We start from the raw sequence: 15897 nt of genomic DNA, 5'->3' as shown, positions 1-15897 counted from the left end.
CTCAAGTCCTGATCTGTCGGTTTATTCGCCTGCCACCACGAATTCGGGCAGCGGTCCGCCAACCCATTCCTGGTGCAGTGCATTCAACTTGCCGTCTGCCTTCACGCTGGCGATGAAATCGTTGATATAGGCAAGCAGCTCATCGCTGCCCGGGCGCACGGCAATGCCCTGGCTCTGCTGGCGCAGCGAGAACTTGGTGTTGAAGCGATCGGGCGCCATGGTGTTGATCTGCGCGATCACGACGTTGGACGCGCCCATGAGCGGGGTCTGGCCCGAAAGCAGGGCCTGCACGGCCGAGGCATCGTCGTCGAAGCGCTGGATATTGGCGTCAGCGGGCGCAATCTCGGTGATGGCCGTGTCCTGGGTGGAAGCGCGGGCCACCGCGATGTTCTTGCCCGACAGCCCCTCGGGCCCGGTTACGTCGAGATTGGCATCGCCAAACACAAAGGTTTCGATACCGGCATAGGGGTCGGAGAAATTGACCTGCTGGGCGCGCTCGGGCGTGATGCCGAGGGAAGCGACCAGAATATCGACCTGGTTGGACAAGAGATACGGGATGCGATTGGGACCGGTGACCGGCACGAGGTTGACTTCAACGCCCATATGCTCGGCCAACAGGCGAGCCACGTCCGCATCATAGCCGTCGGGGTTGCCCGACTGATCAAGAATGCCAAATGGGGGGAAATCAACCAGCATCCCCACATTGATGGTGCCGCGCTGCTGAATTTCCTCGACCGTCTGCGCGACGGCGGGGGCGCTCGCTAGGCCCGCGGCAAACAATGCCGCACCGGCCAGCCCGATCAGTTTTTTGCTCAGTTTCATTTCAAGCTCTCTCCCAGTGTGATGACGTCCGGTCAGCGCGTGGTGGCCACGGCGAACCGACCCTCCAGATGCCGGGCCCACATCGACAGCGGCCAGCACAGGATGAAATACAGCGCCCCCACCAGCGAGAACACGAGCAAAGGCTGGAAGGTGGCATTGTTGATGATCTGGCCCGCCCGGGTGAGTTCCACAAAGCCGATGATCGAGGCCAGCGAGGTCCCCTTGATCAACTGCACGAGGAAACCAACCGTTGGCGCGACCGAAATCTTGGCGGCCTGGGGCAGGATGATATAGCGCATGCTGTCCCAGTAGTTGAGGCCCAGCACATAGCTGGCCTCGCCCTGACCCGAGGGCACCGCCTCGATGCAGCCGCGCCAGATTTCGCCAAGATACGCGCTGGCATGCAGCGTCAGGGCCACCGCGGCCGCGATCCAGGGATTGATGCCCACGCCCATGATCGACAGGCCGAAATAAACGAGGAACAGCTGCATCAGCAGCGGCGTGCCCTGGAACACCCGGATAAAGGCCAGTGCCAGATAGCGCAGCCATGGCTTTTTGGAGACGCGCCCCAGTGCAACGGCTATGCCTCCAAGGGCGCCGCCGGCAAAGGCAATGGCGGACAGCAGCAGCGTCCACTGCACTGCGCCGACGATATAAAGGATTTCATTGGGGCCAAAGGGGCGAAACATGGCTTGATCCTATCGCGCCAGCGGATAGCGGAACGCGGCGCGTCCGATCGCGGAAAACAGGCCGGAAAAGCCCAGCGACAGAATGAAATACATGATGGTGATCACCAGATAGACCTCGAAGGCTGCAAAGGTCGAGGACTGGATGTTGTTGCCGGCCGCCGCCAGGTCGGTCGCGGAAATGGCCGACACCACCGACGAGGTCAGCATTAGATAGATGAACTGGCTGGTGAGCGCAGGGTAGATGGTGCGCAGGGCCGGCTTGAGGATGATGTAGCGAAAGATCTGATGCCCTTTGAGGCCAAGCGCCTTGCCCGCCTCCACCTGCCCGCGGTTGATCGACTCGATCCCGGCGCGCACGATCTCGGTGGCATAGGCGCCCACATTGACCGACAGCGCAACGAGTGCAGCGGTGTTCGGATCAAACCGGATGCCGAGTGCCGGAAGCGAGAAATAGATAAAGAAGATCTGGATCAGGAACGGAGTGTTGCGGATCACCTCGATATAAAGGTTCACCAGCCAGCGCAGGGGCTTGGGCCCGGCCGTTTTCGCCAGCGCGCAGGGGATCGCGATCAGCGTGCCAATCAGGATGGCGCCCAGGCTGAGCTGGATGGTGATCAAGGCGCCGTAGATCAACTGATCGAAATTGTTGAACACCGGCGCAAAATTGAACTGGTAACCCACGGGTTCTGCCCCAGACCTTGCTCGCGATTAGATCGATCTAAATAGCACCGCGCCGCGCAGGTCAACCCTTAGGCGAGCGCTCGAACAGGTCCGATCGAGCCGCGCTCAACCAGGTGGCTGGGCACGGTGCGCCGCTCCGGGGGGGCATCGGGATGGTCGATCCGGTGCAGCAGTTGTTGGGCGGCGTGCAGGCCGATGGCGAAGGGCTCGGTGGCGACCGAGGCCAGTCCGGGTCGCACCAGATCGGCTTCCGCGACATTGTCATAACCGATCAAGGACACGTCGCGCCCTGGCACCAGCCCGCTGTCGCTGAAGCCCTTGTGCATACCCAGGGCGATCACGTCGTTGTGACAAATCCAGGCAGTTGGCGCGGAAGTTTGTGCTGCCATGCTCTGGGCCAGTGCAATGGCTGCGGCATGCGTGGATTCGATGACGGTTTCGATGGGCTGAAGCGCCTTGTGCCGGCGCATGGCGGAGCGGAACGCCCCGAGCCTTTCGTCCCGGGCCGAATGGTTGAGATTGCCGGCGACAAAGCCGATAAGGCTATGTCCCAGCTCTGCAAGAAGGCTGACGGCGCTCTCCATTCCCCCGGCCTGGTCCATCCCGGTATAATCGACCTCGCCGGCAGCCGATGTCCGCAGCACCTCGCCCACAGGCATGCCCCAATCCCTGAGGCGGGCGATGAAGCCGGGCTCGGTGCCCGCTGCCGGGCAAACGATCAGCCCGTCCACCCCATGCTCGCGCATCCGGTTGACGAAGACGTCCTGCTTGGCCGGCGATTCCCCGGAATGGGCGATAAAGGTTGCCAATCCGGCCCCGTCGATGACCTCATCAATCCCGGCGAGAAGCTCGCCAAAGAAGGTGTTGGACAGATTGGGGATAATCACCCCGATCGTGCGGCTCCGCGCGGCCCGCATCCCGGCAGCGCCGACATTGTAGACATAGCCGATCTCGGCCATGGCCGCTTCGACGAGCGCCCGGGTATCCTCACTCACCAACGGGCTCTTGCGCACCACCAGCGAGGCCGTCGCTCGGGACACGCCGGCCTTCTGGGCAACGTCCACCAATGTTGGCCGCACACGCGGCGACATCCTTTTGTTCATCATCCCCCCGAACTGCCCGTATTAGGTCGATCCAGAATCATTGCTGTCAACAACGGAGGAGCACATAGCGAAGCGGACTGGGCCGGCGGGGATTGTTACAAACATAAGGGCCGGCGCAACCCGGCCCTGGTTTCCGCGCACTCAGTCTCTCTTCATCGGCACTTGCCGATGGATGCGCTTGTGTGCAATCTGCGGGTTCTGTTTTCCCCACCGGTTTTTCCCTCATGTCCTTGCTGTTTACCCCCACTGCCTTGCGCCGCCTCAAGCTGCGCAATCGCACCGTGATTGCCCCAATGTGCCAGTATTCGGCTCGTGATGGCTTTGCCAATGACTGGCACCTGGTGCATCTCGGCCGCTTTGCCATGGGTGGGTTCGGGCTGGTCATCACCGAGGCAACGGGCGTTACCCCCGAGGGCCGCATTTCCTATGCCGATCTCGGCATCTGGAAGGACGAGCACATTCCCGGGCTAACCCGCATCGTCGATTTCCTTCACGCCCAGGGTGCCGCTGCCGGCATCCAGCTGGCCCATGCCGGGCGCAAGGCCTCGACGCCCATTCCCTGGCGCAAGGGCTTTGACGAAACGGAGGAGGAAAAGCCTGGCGTCGGCTTCCAAAGCTGGACGCCCGTCGGTCCCACCGACGAGATCCATGCCGAGGGCAAGAACTTCACCAAGCCGACGGCCCTTGATGCCGCTGGCATTCGCAATGTCATCGAAGCCTTCGTCGCCGGCGCGCTGCGCGCCAATGAGGCAGGCTTTGACCTCGTCGAGATCCACGCCGCCCACGGTTATCTGCTCAACCAGTTCCTGTCGCCACTCGCCAACAAGCGCACCGACAACTATGGCGGCAGCCGCGAAAATCGCATGCGCCTCGTACTGGAAGTTACGCAGGCCGTGCGCGCCGTGTGGCCGGCCGACAAACCCGTCATCGTGCGCCTGTCGGTCAGCGACAATGATCCCGCCGGCTGGCAAGTGGAAGACAGCGTCGTGCTCGCCCGCGAGCTCAAGGCGCTGGGCGTCGATGCGATCGACTGCAGCAGCGGCGGCTTTGATTCAGGCGCCATCCGTTCCACCCCTGGCTATCAGGTGCCCTTCAGCGCCGCCGTGCGCAAAGGGGCTGATATCCCCACCATGGCGGTTGGCCTGCTCGGGGGTGATCCGGCGGCCGACGAAGCCGTGCTGGCCAATGGCGATGCCGATTTCGTTGCGCTGGCCCGGGCGGCACTGGATGACCCCAATTGGGCCGTCCATGCCCGCCACGCGCTGGGAGAACCGGGCTACGAGTTGTGGCCCAACCAGGCGGCACGGGTGCGCGAACGCGACCGCTGGCTCAAGCAGCGCGAGTTTGCCGAACAGGATTCGTAAGCGCACCCATCCTATTTCTGCCGCTTTGCCGGCGGCAGATCGCTCTTGGCCAGCCGGTCAACCAGGGAGAAGCTCGGTGGATACCAAAGCCGCTGTTATTGCACTGCTCAGTGTCTGGGGTGTGGGCGCCTGCCCCACCCTGCCCGCCACGGCTCAGGAAGCCGAAGGCAGCATGGAGGAGGATGAGCGCGAGACCGGCAATCCGCTGCTTAACAAGGTCTGGGTGCGCTCCGATGCCGACGAGAACCTGCCCGGACCCATGCAGATCTTTCTGGAGGACGGCACGCTGGTCAGCGATAGCTGCTGGGAAACCTACCGGCTCTCCAAATGGCAGCAGGTCTCGTCCACGGCCATCAGCTGGGACGAAGATGGCATGACCATCGACGCCGATATCGCCACCCTCACCGAAACCGAACTGGTGCTGCGCCTGCACCTGGGCGCCGAAACACAGGAACAGCGCTTCGTCACTGCAACCGTGCCCTATGTCTGCCCGGACATAATCAAGGGCTAAGGGCTACAGCACCACCTGCGTGCCGATCTCGACGACGCGGCCCGTTGGTATGTGGAAATACTCCGTGGCGTCGCTGGCATTGCGCGCCAACCGCGTGAACAACCGGTCTTGCCAATAGCGCACCAGCCCCTGTCGCGGCCCGGGCTTGAGCGAGCGGCGCGACAGGAAGAACGAGGTCGACATGATGTCGAACTTCCAGCCGAGCTTGCGCCCCAGGATCAAGGCCTTTGGAATATTGGGGCTTTCCATATAGCCAAAGGTTACGACGACGCGGCTGAACAGCTCGTTATAGGCGTCGATCGTCACCTTCTCATCATCGGGCACCCTAGGCGAAGCCGAGGTGCGCACCGTCAGAATCACGTTTTGCTCGTGCAGCACCTTGTAGTGCTTGAGGCTGTGGAGCAGCGCCGTGGGTGCCCCTTCGATATCGCTGGTCAAGAAGACGGCGGTGCCGGGCACCAGCGTCGGGCGCTTCTTGGAGAGATTATCGACGAGGAACTGCAACGGCACTTCATCGCGCCGGGTCTTTTCCGCCAGGCGCCGTCGGCCGCCGATCCAGCTTGCCATGATGACGGCGACTGTCAGCGCCACAGCAGCGGGGACCCAGCCGCCCTGGAACAGTTTGGAGACATTGGCGGCAAAGAACCCGCCATCGATCACAACGAACACCACGCCAAACAGCACCACGACGGCCGGGTTCCACTTCCAGTTGCGCCACATCACCACCAGCAGCAGCGCCAGGGTAACGATCATCACGCCCGAAACCGCGATACCATAGGCGTTCGACAACGCCTCGGAACTGCCGAACGCAATCACCAGCATCAGCACGCCGAGCATCAGCATCGTATTGATCTGGGGCATGTAGATCTGGCCGCTTTGGGTAGCGGAAGTGTGCTGCACCACCATGCGCGGCAGCATGTTGAGCGCGATAGCCTGCTGCGCCAGGCTGTAAGTGCCCGAGATCACCGCCTGGCTAGCGATGATTGTCGCCATGGTCGCAAGTGCCACAAACGGCCCCAAGGCCCATTCCGGCTGCATTTCAAAAAACGGGCTTTCGACATTCTCGACGCCCATCTGCAACACAAAGGCGCCCTGCCCGAAATAGTTGAGCAAGAGGCATGGAAACACCAGGGCGAACCAGGCAATCACAATGGGCCGGCGCCCGAAATGCCCCAAATCCACATAAAGCGCCTCGGCCCCGGTCACCGCCAGGAACACAGCGCCGATCACCACAAAGGCAATGCCGAAATGCGTGGCCAGAAACTCGACGCCCAGGAAAGGATTGATCGCTAGCAGCACTGCTGGGTACTGCACAATATGCACCAGGCCGGAAATGCCCAGGGTCAGGAACCAGATCCCGGTGACGGGACCAAACACGATCGAGACCTTGGCAGTGCCAAAGCGCTGCACCATGAAGATGCCGACAATGATCACCAGCGTGATCGGCACCACCCAGCGGCGCATATTGGGGGCTACGAGTTCAATACCCTCAACCGCCGACAAGACCGAGATGGCGGGAGTGATGATCGCGTCGCCAAAAAACAGCGAGGCTCCCAGCACGCCGAGCACGGTGATCCACATCGGTGGATTGGTGAAAGTCTTGCGCGCCAAGGCCATCAGCGAAAGCGTACCGCCCTCGCCCTTGTTGTCCGCGCGCGTAACGAAGAACACATATTTGACCGCGACGGTCAGCGTCAGCGCCCAAACGATCAGCGACAGCAGTCCCAGGATTTCGCTGCTGCTCGAAGCGGCACCGGGGCGAATGCTCATCGCCTGCCGGAAGGCATAGATCGGGCTCGTGCCAATATCGCCATAGACCACCCCAAGCGCGCCGAGCAGCAGCATGGGCAGGTCTTTGTTATGAGAGTGGTCGTGAAGATCGCTCGCATCGGCACCGGTGCTGGCACCGGCCGTATTCGTCTGCGTCATAAACCTGTGCTCTCATGGGTAACGGCGGGCGCCGCTATACACCTCGGATATCTCACATACAACACAACTTCTATTCAAGCGGCCAAACGCACAGGGGCCGCTCACACCGAGCGGCCCCTGACGTCAACGAAAGCTGGAGGTCTTGCTTTCGAAATACCTATTCGGCCGCGACGGCAGCCTGGGCATTATCCTGGGCGCGAGCGGCCTTGGTCGCAGTGCCCCACCAGATCAGCTGGTCCAGCATGTCCTTGGCGCTGGGGCCGATCGAGCCTTCGATATCGCTGAAGCTCTTGTTCTGGCCGCCGAGCGGATGCACGGCAAAGAAGTCGCTGCCCCCGATATGGACGGCCGAGCGGGTCGACACCATCTGCATCTCGACGCCGATGCCGCGCAGATGTTCAGCCGCACGGGTGCCGCCAACGCTGCCATAAGCAACGATGCCGAAGGGCTTGCGATTCCACTCGACATAGGACTGGTCGATCGCGTTCTTAAGCGCGCCGGTGATGGAGCGGTTGTATTCGGCGACGACGAAGATGAAGCCGTCAAATTCGGCTACCTTCTTCTGCCAGGCGACTGCACGGGGGTCGCTTGAAGGCATCCACATATTGGACGCCACTTCGTTGAAGAAGGGCAGGTCGAAATCGCGCAGGTCGACCAGTTCGGCCTCGATCTCGTCACGGGCATTGGCCTTGTCGAGGATCCACTGCGCCGGCTTGTCGCCGAAGCGGCTTTCGCGGGTGGACGAGATAATGACGCCAATCTTGAGTTTGGACATTGCGTGCCCTCCTTGGTAACAAAACGTAACTGAGGCGATATATGTGCCTGTACGATTTCCACGCAAGTGGGCACGCTCATGTCCGTGGGTTCCCCGAAGGGCCCTAAGGCACATGGGTGTAAGTATCTGAACTGCCTTAAGTTGCCGGATTTCGGCGCTTTTGAGGGCTGCGAACCAACAGCTGCACTCGGTGTGTTCAACGCAGCGTTCGTCAAACCTGACCGACGGGCTGTTGGCTCAGCCGCCCAGCACCGCGCAATAGCGGCGCACCGCCTCGGCAAACCCCATCAGCAGCGCATCGGCCGTGATTCCATGGCCGATGGAAACCTCGGCTACGCCAGGCACGGCACCTTGAAATGCGGGCAAATTGGCCAGGGTCAAGTCGTGCCCGGCATTGACCCCAAGGCCAAGCGCCATGGCGTCGGCCGTGGTGCCGGCAAGCTTGGACAACTCAACCGCCCCCCGCTCGGGATCATCAAAGCAGGCGCCATAGGGGCCGGTATAAAGCTCGATCCGGTCTGCGCCCAGATCGCGCGCCGCTTCCGTGCCATAAAGCCCCGCATCGGGATCGCAAAACAGCGAAACGCGGCTGCCCATCTCCTTGAGCTGCTTGATCACCGGCCACAGCATCGCCGCCGAAGCAGCAAAATCCCAGCCATGATCGGAGGTCGCCTGCGCCGGATCATCGGGCACCAGCGTCACCTGCTGGGGCCGCACTGCATCGATCAGCGCCAGGAAATCGTCGCTCGGATAGCCTTCGATGTTGAACTCGGCCCCCGGATAGTCCTCCCGCAGCAAGGCCGCGAGCTCGAACACATCCGTGCGCCTAATATGGCGCTGGTCGGGACGCGGATGGATGGTGATCCCGCTTGCCCCGGCATCCAGCACCACCCGGGCGATGCCGGTTACGCTGGGCCAGGGCAGATCGCGTCGATTGCGCAGCTGCGCCACGGCATTGAGATTGACGGAAAGCAGGGTCATCGCGAAAAACTCGGCGTTGCGGTGCGGTTTAGTAACTGACTGCCATCAGCAGTACTGATCCTGCGCGCCCGGCACAACACCGCGATCACATCCCCTCGGGACCCCGGGAGATCGCCGCCAACCCAGTGCGCACCACTTCCACCAGGCCGAGAGGCGCCATCAAGGCGATGAAGCTGTCGATCTTGCTCGACTTGCCCGTCACTTCGAACACGAAGCTTTCGACCGTGGCATCAACGATCTGCGCCCGAAACGCATCGGCCAACCGCAAGGTTTCGGCGCGGTGGTCGCCCGAACCCGCCACCTTGATCAGCGCCAGCTCGCGCTCCACCGAGCCCCCTTCGCTGGTCAGGTCATGCACCTTGTGCACCGGCACCAGGCGCTCAAGCTGCAGCTTGATTTGCACCAGCACCTTGGGCGTCGCCACCACCACCACAGTGATGCGGCTAAGTCGCTTGTCGTGTTCGGTCTCGCTGACGGTCAGGCTCTCGATATTGTAGCCGCGAGCCGAAAACAGCCCCACCACGCGTGCAAGAATACCCGGCTCATTGTCCACCAGCACCGACAGCGTATGCCGCTCGATCTCCTGGTTTTCCTTGGTCATGAAATAAGCCGAACCGGTCGGCTGCAGATGTGCGTTCATTTTTTTGGTCCTCAACTGCTGGGGTCGGAAACGGTGCCTCCCGCCCCGGTATCATCCCGGCCTTGAGCCGGGATCCATCTCGAGATCTCAAGATGGGCCCAGGCTCAAGGCCCGGGCAGACACGGAGCGCGGGAGAAATCGCGCCTCCTAAACTAGCGCCCTTCCCTTTTCATCGATAATCGAGCCGATATTGGCTGTATCGGGCAGGATGATCTCGTTATGCGGCTTGCCCGATGGGATCATCGGCAGCGCGTTCTCATCCTTTTCGACCACGCAGTCGAACAGCACCGGACCATCATAATCGAGCATCTCGGCAATCGCGGCATCGAGCTCGGCTGGGTTCTCGCAGCGGATGCCCTTGCCGCCATAAGCCTCTGCCAGCTTGACGAAATCGGGCAGCGATTCCGAATAGGAATGCGCATAGCGCGAGCCATGCAGCAGGTCCTGCCACTGGCGCACCATGCCCATGCGCTCATTGTTGAGGATGAAGATCTTGACCGGCAAGCGGTACTGCACCGCCGTGGACATTTCCTGCATCGTCATCTGCACGCTGGCTTCGCCGGCGATGTCGATCACGAGAGCGTCGGGATGCGCCACCTGCACGCCGACCGCCGCTGGCAGGCCATAGCCCATGGTCCCCAAACCGCCCGAGGTCATCCAGCGATTGGGCTTTTGGAAATGGAAGTGCTGCGCGGCCCACATCTGGTGCTGCCCAACCTCGGTCGTGATGTAGACATCCCGGTCCTTGGTCGCCTCATAAAGGCGCTGGATCGCGTATTGCGGCTTGATCGTCGTGTCCGAGTTCTGGAAGCCCAGCGAGTTGACCGAGCGCCACTTGCCGATCTGCCCCCACCATGGCGCCAGCGCTTCGGTACGCGGCTGGTTGGTCTTGGAGCGCCAGATTCGCACCATTTCGGCCAAAACCCGTCCGCAGTCGCCGATGATGGGCAGGTCCACGGGGATGATCTTGTTGATCGAGCTTGGGTCGATATCCACATGGATCTTGCGGCTGCCGGGCGAAAAGGCGTCGATCCGGCCGGTGATGCGGTCATCGAACCGCGCCCCGATATTGATCATCAGATCGCAGCCATGCATGGCGAGGTTCGCTTCATAAGTGCCGTGCATGCCCAGCATTCCCAACCACTGCGGATTGGCCGCCGGAAACGCGCCGAGGCCCATCAGCGTCGAGGTCACCGGAAAGCCGGTCAGTTCAGCCAGTTCACGCAAATGCTCGGAGGCCTGCGGCCCGGCATTGATCACGCCGCCACCGGTATAAAACACCGGGCGCTCGGCCTTGAGCATCATGTCGACGGCCGCCTCGACCGCGGCGATGTCCCCATCCACCTGCGGGCGATAGCTGCGCTGGCGCAGGCTCTGCGCGTCCGGCTTGTAGTAGGTGCCGACTGCAAACTGCACATCTTTGGGAATATCGATCACCACCGGGCCGGGCCGGCCGGTGGTCGCGATCAGGAACGCTTCATGCAGCACCCGCGGCAGGTCCTCGATGCGCTTGACCAGATAATTGTGCTTGGTGCAGGAGCGGGTGATCCCCACCGTGTCGCATTCCTGGAACGCGTCGGTGCCGATCAGCGAGGTTGGCACCTGGGCGGTGATGCACACCAGCGGAATGGAATCGAGCAGCGCGTCGGTCAGCCCGGTGATCGCATTGGTCACCCCCGGGCCCGAGGTCACGAGCACCACGCCCGGCTTGCCGGTCGAGCGGGCATAGCCCTCGGCCATATGGGTCGCGCCCTGTTCGTGGCGCACGAGGATATGCTGGATCACATCCTGCTGGAACATCGCGTCATAGATCGGCAGCGCCGCGCCACCGGGATAGCCAAAGATATGCTCGACACCCTGATCGGTTAGCGCCTGGATCACCATCTCGGCGCCCGTCATCTTCTCGTGTTCCGCCATCTTGCTTGCTCCTTTGTTGCCCCACCGGGCCGTTCGGTTCCGCCCCTCCGCCCCGGCGGAAAATGGGCAATAAAAAAGGCCCCGTTTGGGACCTGTTTTCGGCGCATCAGCATTCGCGCGGGATGTTATCCCACGTCGCCGATGCGCCAGCCTACTACGAGAATGAGTGCCCGCACGGGACCTCTCCATAAAAAAGTTGGTTTGTTTCTAGCCCCTCGCCCGAAATCGGTCAAGCGGGCAAATGCCATCGCCCGAGCCGGGCACAAAAACAAAAAAGGCTCCCCGGAGGGAGCCTTTCCAGATCCGGTAAGGGATCGCTTAGTTGTCGAGCAGGGTCAGGTTCGTTGCCGAAACCTTGCCATCGCGGCCGGTCTCGAGCTCGTAGGTGACCTTGTCGCCTTCATACAGGCCCTGCAGGCCCGAACGCTGAACGGCGGAGATGTGCACAAATGCGTCCTGGCCGCCATTCTCAGGCGAAATGAAGCCGAAGCCCTTGGTGGTGTTGAAAAACTTAACGGTACCGGTGATCATGGCTGACCCTTTTCTGTGTGCTCTCGCCGAGGCGAACGAGCCGTTGCCCATGACAACATGTCGGTGGGCGCATACACGTTCGCAAGTTGAGCAGGTAGCCAGGCCGAAATTCGGCAGATCAGGCAGCCGACGTAGGCTGTAAAACGTATGCCTGCCTTATGCACGGAACTGAAGAAAAAGTAAAGCCCCCCGGGGCGCTAGCGGTATCGGCATGGCGAACGGCGCTCTGCGGCGGGACAAAAAAGGCCCCGCTACCGGGGCCTTCCGAAACTCGAACCTGTTGAGTTTAGCTCAGCAGGGTCAGGTTGGTGGCGGAAACCTTGCCGTCACGGCCGGTCTCGAGTTCATAGGTCACCTTGTCGCCTTCATACAGGCCCTGCAGGCCCGAACGCTGGACGGCGGAGATGTGGACAAACGCGTCCTTCTCACCATTTTCTGGCGAGATGAAGCCGAAGCCCTTGGTGGTGTTGAAGAATTTCACGGTACCGGTGATTGCGGCCATGGAATTTGATCCTCGTAACAAGTGGTCGCCGCCGCGGCGGCTAAGGGTTGAATACGGGCGGGAAAGCCCGGTCTAACGATTCACAGTCAGGAGGTAGCCAAGTTTCCGGCACGCCGGTGATTGGATTAGCGCAAGACGAGTGTAACGTATGTTGTGAAATATGCCGCGCCCGCAAACAAATTTCAAGTCCTTCATAAACAAAGACACTCGGCCCGGGAGGGACTCCGGACCGAGTGTTGGCGCCCCGAGGGGCGCGCGCCGCATGGGGCGATGCGGCGACCTGTTTAGCCGCGTGGGCAAACGTCCTTGTACCGGCCGCCATTGCGGTTTTCGTACCAGCACATATTGTTGTCGCCGTCGACACGACCGAGGACATTGCCGGCGGCTGCGCCGACCACGCCGCCAATGCCTGCGCCGACAGCCGCACCGGCAACGCTACCGGTGGCAACAGCGCCGGTAACAGCGCCTACGCCTGCGCCGACAGCAGCACCCTCTTGTGTGGCAGTGCACGCAGCCAGCGACAGGGTGGTAGCGGCGATGATCAGAAACTTATGCATGGAAAACCCTCCAGGTACTATCGGAGGAGCAAATGCACGATTGAGTGATTGGTTCCGCACAAATCTGCATTCCTAGATTTTTTCTTCCGGCGCCCTACGCGCCAGTGCGGCAAGGCTGATCGCGACCCAGCCGCCGATCATTCCGATCCCGCCCATCGGTGCCGCGCCGGGAAAGGCGCCCTGCCCCAGCCATTCCCGCACGCCCAGGTCCAGCACAAACAGGCCCGTGCCCATGGCCAGCAATGCTCCCGCCGCACCCAGGATCCGCCCGCGCCCCGCCAGCCCAAGCGCCAGCAGCGCGGGGCCATGGGCGAGGCACACCGCAGCGATTGCCTCGATGTTGCGGGACCCGCCAGCATGCGAGGCACCCGCAGCCGCAGCAACGCCAATCGCTCCTACAACTCCAGCCCCCGCCAACAATAACCGCGCCAGAACGCCACCTTGCACCATCGTCATTTCCCTCTCCGCTCTTTCACCTCATCCTGTGATGGGCTAGAGCATGCGCCCGCGAGTAGGACGAAATCACATGAGCGAGCAAATCACGGTTGTGGCCAACGCCACCGCTGCACCTGAGCCCGTGCGCGTCAGCTGGATTGCCGAACTGCGCGCCACCTTTGCCCTCGCCTGGCCGCTGGTGATCGCACAGCTGGCGCAAAACGCGCTTGCAACCACCGACGTCATCATGCTGGGCTGGCTGGGTCCGAGCCAGCTGGCGGCTGGTACCCTTGCGACGACTTTCCTGATGCCTTTTCTCGTGGGGGGTATCGGGCTGGTTGGCGCGGTAGCGCCCCTCGTGGCCCAGGCGCGCGGCGCCCGTGACACCCGCTCCATCCGCCATATCGTGCGCCAAGGCCTGTGGGCTGCGGCCATTCTGGCGCTCGTGCTCACGCCCATCATCTGGCAGATCCGGCCGGTCTTTGCCTTGTTGGGGCAAGATCCCGCGGCAACGCTTCTTGCCGAAGAATACATCCATGTGGCCATCTGGCTGCTGTTTCCCGCCCTTGGCATTGTCGCGTTCCGCTCGCTGCTCGCCGCGTTTGATGCCACGCGCGTCGTGCTGCTGATCACCGTCGGCGGGGTCGTCGTCAACGCCCTCGCCAACTATGGCCTGATCTTTGGCAATTGGGGCTTGCCGCGGCTGGAGCTGCGCGGCGCCGCCCTTGCAACCCTTTTGACCAACATCGTCATGTTCACCGCCATGGCGATCTTTGTGCTGCGCCACCGCCGCTTCCGCCGCCTGCATCTGCTGCATCGCCTTTGGGCCGCGGACTGGAAGCGCCTCGGGCAGATTTTCCGCGTCGGCACCCCGATCGGCATTACCGTCTTGGCTGAGGTGGGGCTGTTCACTGCTAGCGCCTTGCTGATGGGCCGGCTCGGCACTGATGAAGTCGCCGCCCATGCCATTGCGCTGCAATGCGCTTCCACGGCTTTCATGGTGCCGTTGGGCCTCGGTACCGCCGCCACCGTGCGGGTCGGTCATGCCTTCGGGCGCGGCGACCCCATTGGCATCGCTCGCTCGGGCTGGACTGCTTTTGGTCTTGGCACCGGCTTCATGGCCTGCTCGGCCCTCGTTTTCCTGGCGTTTGGCCCCGCCATTGTCACCATCTTCCTCGACCCTGACCAGCCGGCTAACCATAATGCGCTTGCCCTTGCCGCCAGCTTCGTCGCGGTCGCCGGCTTGTTCCAGATCGTCGATGGCGCCCAGGTCGTGGCGGCGCACGCACTGCGTGGCCTTAGCGACACCAAGATCCCCATGGTTGTGGCCATCATCGGCTATTGGCTGGTCGGCATGCCAGTGGCCTATCTTCTTGGTTTCACCTTTGACATGCGCGGGGTCGGCATCTGGATCGGCTTGGCCGTGGGGCTTGGCTTTGTGGCGGTGGTTCTGGTTGCCCGCTTTGCCATGCGCGAACGACTAGGGCTCTTGCGTCCCCGCTAGATCCGCTGCACGCGCAGCGTGCTGGCGCCCCGCCCCACGCTCCGGCGTGCTGCGACCTTAACTGGCGCGACGCGGCCAATCGGCGAAGCGGTTGCGAAACCAGGTCCGTTGCCGCTTGGCATATTGCTGGGTGGCGATCGTCGCCAGCCGCACCGCCTCTTCCTTGCTGCTGCGGCCCTCGAGCCAGTCGCCGATCTCGGGCACCCCGATAGCCTTCATCACCGGCAAGGAAGGGTCGAGCTCCTGGGCACGCAGGGCCTGCACTTCTTCCACTGCCCCGCTCTCGAACATCGCCGCAAACCTGCGCGCAATGCGCTCGCGCAACACCTGCCGGTCAGGGTCGAGCACCATGCGCTCCACTTCAAACCCACCGAGCAGCGCCGCCTGGGGCGCATCCTGAAAGCTCGACAAGGTCCGCCCCGTCGCGCGCTTGACCGCCAGCGCCCGCGTCAGCCGCTGCGGATCCGCCACCCCGAGCCGGGCCGCACTCACCGGATCCTCTGCCTCCAGCAAAGCCAGCCTTCCGGCGGCGTCGAGCGCCTGAATCTCTTGTTGAACTTGAAGCACCAGTTCGGCCGCAATCGGGGGAATGTCGGCGAATCCATTCAGCAGCGCATCGAAGTAAAGCCCTGTGCCGCCCACAAAAAACAGCGCCCGCTCCGGATCGATTTCCTCTGTCACTTGCCGCACCGCTCCCAGCCACTGGCCGGTGGAAAACCGGACCCGCGCCGGCACCACGCCATAGAGCCGATGCTCCGCCAGTGCCTCCTCATCGGCGCTCGGACGGGCCGTCACCACCCGCAAGGTGTCATAGACCTGCATGGCATCGGTATTGATGATCACGCCGCCCTGCGCCCGCGCCAGCTCTAGCGCCAAGGCCGACTTGCCGCTCGCGGTTGGACCCGCTATCAAAACGGCGCGCCTACGGCCCTTCACTCCCATCCCTCCCCGAGTTC

General features: G+C 62.5%; 17 protein-coding genes. 3 read left to right on the top strand and 14 right to left on the bottom strand.

Annotated features, from left to right (window positions below):
* Positions 1–21: 21 nt before the first annotated feature.
* The 4 genes from AC3YOG_RS17120 to AC3YOG_RS17105 form a co-directional block, all read right to left on the bottom strand.
* Positions 22–822 (bottom strand): transporter substrate-binding domain-containing protein, encoded by an 801-nt coding sequence (locus AC3YOG_RS17120; RefSeq protein ID WP_489935963.1) that lies wholly within the window; start codon positions 820–822, stop codon positions 22–24.
* A gap of 32 nt (positions 823–854) precedes the next feature.
* Positions 855–1511 (bottom strand): amino acid ABC transporter permease, encoded by a 657-nt coding sequence (locus AC3YOG_RS17115; protein WP_489935962.1) that lies wholly within the window; start codon positions 1509–1511, stop codon positions 855–857.
* Positions 1512–1520: 9 nt separating this feature from the next.
* The gene (locus tag AC3YOG_RS17110) at positions 1521–2192 is read right to left on the bottom strand and encodes an amino acid ABC transporter permease (RefSeq protein WP_489889022.1); all 672 of its coding nucleotides are present in this window, start codon (positions 2190–2192) and stop codon (positions 1521–1523) included.
* A gap of 68 nt (positions 2193–2260) precedes the next feature.
* Complete coding sequence (locus AC3YOG_RS17105) at positions 2261–3283, bottom strand: LacI family DNA-binding transcriptional regulator (RefSeq protein WP_489935961.1); 1023 nt, start codon at positions 3281–3283, stop codon at positions 2261–2263.
* Positions 3284–3519: 236 nt separating this feature from the next.
* On the opposite strand from AC3YOG_RS17105, the gene AC3YOG_RS17100 reads away from it, so the two are divergent.
* A complete protein-coding gene (locus AC3YOG_RS17100) occupies positions 3520–4659 on the top strand; it encodes an NADH:flavin oxidoreductase/NADH oxidase (protein ID WP_489935960.1) in 1140 nt (379 codons plus the stop codon).
* Between the two features lie 76 nt (positions 4660–4735).
* Complete coding sequence (locus tag AC3YOG_RS17095; protein WP_489935959.1) at positions 4736–5170, top strand: hypothetical protein; 435 nt, start codon at positions 4736–4738, stop codon at positions 5168–5170.
* A gap of 3 nt (positions 5171–5173) precedes the next feature.
* Here AC3YOG_RS17095 and AC3YOG_RS17090 read toward each other — a convergent pair whose 3' ends face one another.
* The 9 genes from AC3YOG_RS17090 to AC3YOG_RS17050 form a co-directional block, all read right to left on the bottom strand.
* Entirely contained in the window at positions 5174–7099 is a 1926-nt protein-coding gene (locus AC3YOG_RS17090; RefSeq protein ID WP_127753522.1) for a potassium transporter Kup, read from the bottom strand.
* A gap of 157 nt (positions 7100–7256) precedes the next feature.
* Complete coding sequence (locus tag AC3YOG_RS17085) at positions 7257–7874, bottom strand: NADPH-dependent FMN reductase (protein ID WP_489889018.1); 618 nt, start codon at positions 7872–7874, stop codon at positions 7257–7259.
* A 237-nt stretch (positions 7875–8111) separates the two neighbouring features.
* Complete coding sequence (locus AC3YOG_RS17080) at positions 8112–8855, bottom strand: pyridoxine 5'-phosphate synthase (protein WP_489935958.1); 744 nt, start codon at positions 8853–8855, stop codon at positions 8112–8114.
* Positions 8856–8940: 85 nt separating this feature from the next.
* Positions 8941–9495: an acetolactate synthase small subunit gene (gene ilvN / locus AC3YOG_RS17075; protein ID WP_127753525.1), complete on the bottom strand. Its 555-nt coding sequence runs from the start codon at positions 9493–9495 to the stop codon at positions 8941–8943.
* Positions 9496–9642: 147 nt separating this feature from the next.
* Positions 9643–11412 carry an acetolactate synthase 3 large subunit gene (locus AC3YOG_RS17070; protein ID WP_489935957.1) on the bottom strand — a complete coding sequence of 590 codons (1770 nt, stop codon included), beginning with the start codon at positions 11410–11412 and terminating at the stop codon, positions 9643–9645.
* A 318-nt stretch (positions 11413–11730) separates the two neighbouring features.
* Positions 11731–11943: a cold-shock protein gene (locus tag AC3YOG_RS17065; protein WP_127753527.1), complete on the bottom strand. Its 213-nt coding sequence runs from the start codon at positions 11941–11943 to the stop codon at positions 11731–11733.
* A gap of 286 nt (positions 11944–12229) precedes the next feature.
* On the bottom strand, positions 12230–12445 hold the full coding sequence (locus AC3YOG_RS17060) for a cold-shock protein (protein ID WP_127753528.1): 216 nt from the start codon (positions 12443–12445) through the stop codon (positions 12230–12232).
* A gap of 284 nt (positions 12446–12729) precedes the next feature.
* On the bottom strand, positions 12730–13002 hold the full coding sequence (locus tag AC3YOG_RS17055) for a YMGG-like glycine zipper-containing protein (RefSeq protein ID WP_127753529.1): 273 nt from the start codon (positions 13000–13002) through the stop codon (positions 12730–12732).
* Positions 13003–13074: 72 nt separating this feature from the next.
* Positions 13075–13458 carry a DUF423 domain-containing protein gene (locus AC3YOG_RS17050; RefSeq protein ID WP_248305094.1) on the bottom strand — a complete coding sequence of 128 codons (384 nt, stop codon included), beginning with the start codon at positions 13456–13458 and terminating at the stop codon, positions 13075–13077.
* A 70-nt stretch (positions 13459–13528) separates the two neighbouring features.
* Between AC3YOG_RS17050 and AC3YOG_RS17045 the strand changes: the two genes are divergently transcribed.
* Positions 13529–14941 (top strand): MATE family efflux transporter, encoded by a 1413-nt coding sequence (locus AC3YOG_RS17045; RefSeq protein WP_127753530.1) that lies wholly within the window; start codon positions 13529–13531, stop codon positions 14939–14941.
* 57 nt (positions 14942–14998) lie between these two features.
* On the opposite strand, the gene miaA is transcribed toward AC3YOG_RS17045, so the two are convergent.
* Positions 14999–15883, bottom strand: a complete 885-nt coding sequence (miaA, locus tag AC3YOG_RS17040) for a tRNA (adenosine(37)-N6)-dimethylallyltransferase MiaA (protein WP_127753531.1) — start codon at positions 15881–15883, stop codon at positions 14999–15001.
* Positions 15884–15897 lie beyond the last annotated feature (14 nt).

Source organism: Devosia sp. Z6_126, assembly GCF_058133495.1.
This window is presented reverse-complemented; position numbering and strand designations above follow the sequence as displayed.